At 74.6% G+C, this 6,093-nt stretch carries 6 protein-coding genes; 1 reads left to right on the top strand and 5 read right to left on the bottom strand.

The window, feature by feature from the left end:
- Window positions 1-121: 121 nt before the first annotated feature.
- The 5 genes from E1267_RS42035 to E1267_RS42015 form a co-directional block, all read right to left on the bottom strand.
- On the bottom strand, window positions 122-796 hold the full coding sequence (locus E1267_RS42035; protein WP_132341642.1) for a response regulator: 675 nt from the start codon (window positions 794-796) through the stop codon (window positions 122-124).
- Window positions 793-2,097 (bottom strand): sensor histidine kinase, encoded by a 1,305-nt coding sequence (locus E1267_RS42030; RefSeq protein ID WP_246064688.1) that lies wholly within the window; start codon window positions 2,095-2,097, stop codon window positions 793-795. Before E1267_RS42030 ends, E1267_RS42035 begins: the two co-directional genes overlap by 4 nt.
- Before the next feature lie 36 nt (window positions 2,098-2,133).
- On the bottom strand, window positions 2,134-3,351 hold the full coding sequence (locus E1267_RS42025; protein WP_246064686.1) for an acyltransferase family protein: 1,218 nt from the start codon (window positions 3,349-3,351) through the stop codon (window positions 2,134-2,136).
- Window positions 3,344-4,297: an alpha/beta hydrolase gene (locus E1267_RS42020; protein WP_132341640.1), complete on the bottom strand. Its 954-nt coding sequence runs from the start codon at window positions 4,295-4,297 to the stop codon at window positions 3,344-3,346. The genes E1267_RS42025 and E1267_RS42020 overlap by 8 nt, the downstream gene beginning before the upstream one ends.
- Before the next feature lie 137 nt (window positions 4,298-4,434).
- Complete coding sequence (locus E1267_RS42015; protein WP_132341638.1) at window positions 4,435-5,247, bottom strand: M23 family metallopeptidase; 813 nt, start codon at window positions 5,245-5,247, stop codon at window positions 4,435-4,437.
- A 234-nt stretch (window positions 5,248-5,481) separates the two neighbouring features.
- On the opposite strand from E1267_RS42015, the gene E1267_RS42010 reads away from it, so the two are divergent.
- Window positions 5,482-6,024 (top strand): phosphoheptose isomerase family protein, encoded by a 543-nt coding sequence (locus E1267_RS42010; RefSeq protein WP_132341636.1) that lies wholly within the window; start codon window positions 5,482-5,484, stop codon window positions 6,022-6,024.
- The last annotated feature ends 69 nt before the right edge of the window (window positions 6,025-6,093 follow it).

The following is a 6,093-nucleotide window of genomic DNA, read 5'->3' as shown; positions in this document are numbered from 1 at the left end:
CACCCATGCTGTCCCGCCCAGAATCACGATGTCCATCCCGCCACCCAAGCACCGCGGGCGCCGGGGGCCCAGGCGGGTTCACCGACGGCGGACCCGGTTCGCTGTCAGCACATCCGAACGGCTAGTAACCCGACGGGCGTACCAGGCCGGTCTCGTAGGCGAAGACGGCGGCCTGCGTACGGTCCCTCAGCCCCAGCTTGACCAGGATCCTGCTGACGTGGGTCTTGACGGTCTGCTCGGCGACGACCAGACGCTCGGCGATCTCCGCGTTCGACAGGCCCTGGGCGATGAGCGACAGTACCTCGGTCTCGCGTTCCGTCAGGTCGCCCACGCGCTCCTTCAGCGGGGCGCGCGGAGCGCCGCTCATGCGGGAGAACTCGGCGATCAGGCGTTTGGTGATATTCGGCGCGAGCAGGGCGTCCCCTGCCGCCACCACCCGCACCGCGTGGGCCAGGTCGGCCGCCGACGCCTCCTTGAGCAGGAAGCCGGAGGCACCCGCGCGCAGCGCCTCGTAGACGTAGTCGTCCAGGTCGAACGTGGTCAGGACCAGGACCTTCACGTCCGCGTCCGGCTGTCCCGCGATGCGGCGCGTCGCCTCGATGCCGCCCAGCTCCGGCATGCGCACGTCCATGAGCACCACGTCAGGACGCAGCTCGGCGACCTTCGCGACGGCGTCCAGGCCGTTCACGGCCTCGCCGACGACCTCGATGCCGGGCTCGGCGTCGAGCAGCACGGTGAAACCCTGACGGACCATCACCTGGTCGTCGGCTATGAGCACGCGGATGTCGCCGGTCATGGGACGGTCTCGATGCCTTTCTCCGAGCAGGTGGGCAGATACACGGCTACCTCGTAACCGCCGTCCGGGGTCGGCCCCGCGACGAGGTCGCCGCCCAGCATGGCCGCGCGCTCGCGCATCCCCGGCAGCCCGTGGCCCGCCCCGGGCGAGGACGGGACGCGCGCGCCGGGCACGGCGTTGGCGATCCGGAGCGCGAGGGCGCCCGGCCGGTACGCCAGCCGGACCGTCACCGCCGCGCCCGGCGCGTGCCGCATGGCGTTGCTGAGCGCCTCCTGCACGATCCTGTACGCCGACAACTCCACCCCCGGAGACAGCGGCCGCGGGGTCCCCGTGGTCTCGGTGGTGAGGTCCACACCCGCGCCGCGCACGTTCGCGAACAGTTCGCCGAGCCGGTCCAGCGTGGGCTGCGGGGCGTCCTCGGGCGTGTCCTGCGCCCGCAGGACACCCAGGACCCGGCGCAGCTCGGTCAGCGCCTCCACGGCGTTCTGGCGGATGCCCGCGAGGTTCTCCTTCAGCTCGTCGGACGGGTCCGCCACCAGGTGCGGCGCGACCTGCGCCTGGATGGAGATGACCGACATGTGGTGCGCGACCACGTCGTGCAGCTCGCGGGCGATCCTGCTGCGCTCCTCCAGCAGCGTGCGGCGGGCCCGCTCCTCGGCGGTCAGCTCCTCCTGGGCCTCCAGACGGCTACGGGTCGTCCTGAGCGCCCGCACCCCCGCCCCGGCCACGACCGCGGCCGCGTCCACGACCAGGGCCGCCGGCCCCGCGGTGCTGCTGCTCAGGGGCAGGAAAACGACGCAGAGCGCGACCGTCAGCGTGGTGATCGTCAGCGCCTCGGCCGCGACGCGGGGGCGCACCCGCAGCGCCAGCAGGAAGAGCACCCCCGCCTGCAGGGCGATGCCGGACCCCGTCCACGGGTACGCGACCGCCAAGTGGTCCATCGGCCTCACGGCAGCCGCCTCGTGCGCGGGGATCATCCAGGGGAAACTCTCGGTCCACGGAAGGTACGTCAGCCCCGTCCGCGCGCCGACGACCATGACGGCGATCGACGCCCACCAGGCGGGCAGCGGGCGGGACATCGCCACCACCAGGATCGCCGCGTGGACCATGGCGAGCAGCGGAACCGTCGGGTCGATGCTCTCTCCCCTGGGGAACAGGCCCATGACCAGCGCGTACAGGATGACCAGGACGTGGGGGAGCCGGGACAGCCCGCGCGGACGCGCCATGCGGGGGAGGGGGTCGGCGCGGGTCGTGAACAGGTCCGCGCGTACGGTGCCGAGGGCCCTTCGCAGCCTGCCCACCTCGCCCACGTCCCCTCTGCCCTCGTGCCGCCCCGGTCAGGATGATCCAGCACGCGGGGGCCGCGCAACCGGCTCGGCCGGCGGTCGTACGCGCTCGTGGGCGTGGAAGGCCGCGCAGCACACCAGCAGCGCCACCGCGAACACCGGCAGCCAGGCCACCCGCGCGAGCACCCAGCCCGGCCCGTCGGGAACGGTGTGCAGCCCGGTCAGCGGCGACGACTCCGTGGCGAACAGGGCGATCGCCGAGACGGCGATCAGCGCGGTCTGGTGCCACAGGAAGATCGTCATCGCCGCCAGGTTCGCCAGCGCCACCGCGGCCCAGGCCCCGGGGCGGCGCAGCAGCCGCCGCAGCGGGCCGAGCAGCAGCAGCGCCGCGCCGCTCTGGGCGAGCCCGAAGGTGGCGGCGGCCAGCGAGGGCGGGTCGAGGTTGGACAGCGGCGCCCCCGGCACGCCAACCATGGCGGCCGGGTAGCCGCCCCAGCCGACGAGGGCGACGGCGGCGGCCCCGCCGCCGAGCAGCAGCGTCCACCCGGTCGCGCGCCCCTGCATGCGGCCACGGGCCCAGGTCGCCCCGAGGCAGTACGGCACCAGCCACCCGGCCGCCACGCTGACCCACCAGAGCGGTCCGCCCGCGAGCCCGCCTGCCGGCCCCTCCGCGAGGCCGCCGTACCTGACCAGGTCGGCGCACACGACCACGGCCAGCGGCCAGGCCGGGTGCACCCTCGACACCAGCGGCGTCGCCGCGGTCAGCGCCGCGAACACCAGCAGGAACCACATCGGTGACAGCACGAGCTTGACCAGCGCCTGTACGCTCTCCAGCCTGGCCCCGACGGCCAGCATCACCAGCGCCGCCCCCGTCCAGACGGTGAGCACGGCCACCGCGGGCCGGAACAACCGGGCCACCCGCCCGGCCAGCCACCGCCCGTACGGCACGCCCTCCGTACGGGCGCGGAGGTGCGAACGTGACGCCACCAGCCCGCCCACCAGGAAGAACACCGCCAGAGCCTGGAACACCCACGACAGCGGCGCCAGCTCCGGCAGGTGCCGCAGAGGGCTGGTGACCCGGACGGACCCGCTCTCCACGACCAGCGCGGTCACCATCCAGTGCCCGGCCACCACGCCGAGGATGGCCAGAGCACGCAGGGCGTCGAGCGCACGGTCGCGTCCGACCGGGGTCGCGGCGTCGATCCGCGCGACGAGGTCGCGCATGGGGCCGCGTCGCGCGGACCTGATCCGTGCGGTGAGGTCACGCATCGACGCCGGCCTGTCCGGACACGATCCGTGCGATGCTCGCCAGCGCCGTCGACCCGGCCGCCAGGTAGTCGCTGTGCCCGCCGCCGCCCGCCGCGAAGATCCGGGCGCCGAACCGGGGCGAGACCGGGTCGGCGCCCAGCCCCACCGTGACGAACGGTAACGCGACCGACGTGTGCGGCAGGCGCGCGACCCAGTCTCCCGCCGTGCGCCCCGCCCAGACGGTGGCAGGGGTACGCATCGCGGCGGCGTCCGGCACACCCGCGCCGGGGCTGCCGAACATGACGATGGCGGCGACGTCCAGCTCCGGCGCGGCCAGGCCGCACACCACGGAGCCGTAGGAGTGGCACAGGAGCGTGACCCGGGCGCCGGGCCTGGCCGCGCGCAGCTCCCGTACGAACCCGCGCAGGCGGGGAGCGGCCCCGGCGGCGCGGTGAGGGGTCGCCGCCTGGAGGCTCACGCTGCTGGGCGTGGCGTAGCCGAGCCAGGCGACCACCGCCGACCGGTCGCCGAGCGCGTCATGGAGCCGCAGCGAGCCGCCGCGCAACATGCCGTACTTGTCCAGGTCGATGCCGGCGCCCGGCACCATCACGGCGATGCGCTCGGCCGTGGCCAGGTCGCCGAGGACCTCCACGGCCCGGCCGCCGTCCCGCCCGTCGAAGGACAGGAACCGCCGCGAGGGGTCCGCCATCTCGCGCAACCGGGCGGCCCGCCACCGGTGGCCGAGCCGGGCCGCCGCCCGCTCGGCGGTCAGGACCTCCGCGCGCCCGGCCGCGTAGCGCGCGGCGAGCGCGGCCGGGGTCGCGCCGGCAAGAGGGGCCACGGGGGCGGGTGCGGGCGACGGCACCGCCCCTGGCCGGGTCACGCCGCTGACCGGCCCCGCCAGCGAGGCGGTGACGAGCGTGGTGAGCAGGGCGCGGCGCATGCTGCCACGCCGGCGGGTCGCCATGGGCGGTGATCCTTCCGTGCCGGAGACGTGCTCGGGCCTCGAAGGTAGGGATCACCGCCGGTAACCGGCGTCCCGCTGCGGGGTGCACCTGCCGCGTAGCTCTTACGTACTACGGGTGGCAGACGCTCATGCGATCGTCACCGCGACGGCGACAGCAGGGGCTCGTCCTTGCTCGGGACACGGTGGTGGGTGGTGCCGCCGGGCAGCGTCTCCTCGAACGTGAACGGCAGCCCGGCGGCGATGGACGGGTGCGGGTTGTCCATGAGCTGGAAGTGCAGGTGCGGTTCGCTGGAGTTGCCCGAGTTGCCGCACTGCCCGATCAGCCGGCCGGCCTCGACCCGCTCGCCCTTGCGCACCTGGACCGAGCCGCGCCTGAGGTGGGCGAACGCGGCGTACACGCCGTCGCCGAGGTCGAGGATCACGTGGTTGCCGAGCACGCCGCTCGGGCCCGTCAGCTCGCGTACGAATCCCTCGATCACGACGTAGACCAGCGCGGGCCAGGAGTTGCGGCTCAGGTGATCACGCCAGAAGTCCCGGGCGCGCACGACGGTGCCGGCGGCGGGGGCGTGGACCGGGCTGCCGAAACCGGGGAAGGTCTCGGGGCGGCTCATCAACGGCCTGCTCACCACGGGCTTCCACTCGGTGTTCTCGTCCGGCCAGTGCACCAGGTCCACCGCGTACGTCTGCCCGTAGGCGTGCACTCCGTGGCTGGGCACCTTGTCGGCCGGGCTGTTGACCGCGAGCCAGCGTCCCCGCACGGGGCTCGCGACCGGGATCGGACGGCGCCGCACGGCGCCCGTAGGCAGGAAGGTCGAAGCGAAGCCGGCCAGGAACAGCACGATGCCCGCCACGCTCAGCCACTCGAGCCGGTGGACGAACTCGCCGACCGCCAGGAGCAGCCCGATGACGATCACCGGCATCCGGGCGCGGGCGAGGATCACGGGGAACATGACGTCCTTTCGGGTGGGGACCACGTCTACGTCGCCGCGCGAGCGGCCGGCCTCGCCACCTACCCACGTCGCGGGCACGCAGTCGTACGGGCTTCCACGGCCGCGCGGGCGGGTGCCGTGGGGCGAAACTTGCCGGGACCTTGCCGGACCCCTTGCGGGGAACGCCGCGCCGGCCGTGCGGGACCACGGTGGAATGGGCGGTGTCGTGGTACGCGGGGATTGAGGGGTGGCGGGATGGCCGGAGTGCTCGATCGGGTTCGCGCGGGCCGGGAGTCCGCCGGCCTGGCGCTGGTGGCCGACGCCGGCGCCGTCGTCGAGGCGGCGGCCGCCATGGCGGGGCGGTTCGGGCGGGGCAGCAGGCTGCTGGCCTTCGGCCGGGGCGCGTCCGCGGCCGACGCGGCGCACGTGGCGGTGGAGTTCAGCCACCCCGTGATCGTCGGCAAGCTCGCGCTTCCGGCGCTCTGCCTGGGCGACGAACCCGGCCTGCTGCCGGTGCTGGGACGCCCGGGGGACATCGCCGTGGGCGTACGCCCGGCCGCCGGCGACTTCACCGCCGCGCGCGACCTCGGCATGCTGACCGTCGCCCTGGTGGCGGCGGCGACCTGTGGCGAAGGCACGACGGCGGACGCGTCGGGGAGGGGCGCGGGCGTCGGGGCCGATCACGTGCTGGCCGCGCACAGCGATGACCCGCTGGTCGCGAGGGAGATCCACATCACGGTGTACCACCTGCTGTGGGAACTGGCGCACGTGTTCCTGGAGTCGGAGGAGGGCGCGTGAGCGGCGGTGGGGACGACGGGGCGGGACCTGTGTGCGACTCGTGCGTGACGTGCGGCGACGTGGCCGTCC

It is taken from the genome of Nonomuraea longispora (assembly GCF_004348345.1).
Lineage (GTDB): Bacteria > Actinomycetota > Actinomycetes > Streptosporangiales > Streptosporangiaceae > Nonomuraea > Nonomuraea longispora.
The sequence above is the reverse complement of the archived record's forward strand: the minus strand, read 5'-3'. Positions and strand labels throughout refer to the sequence as shown.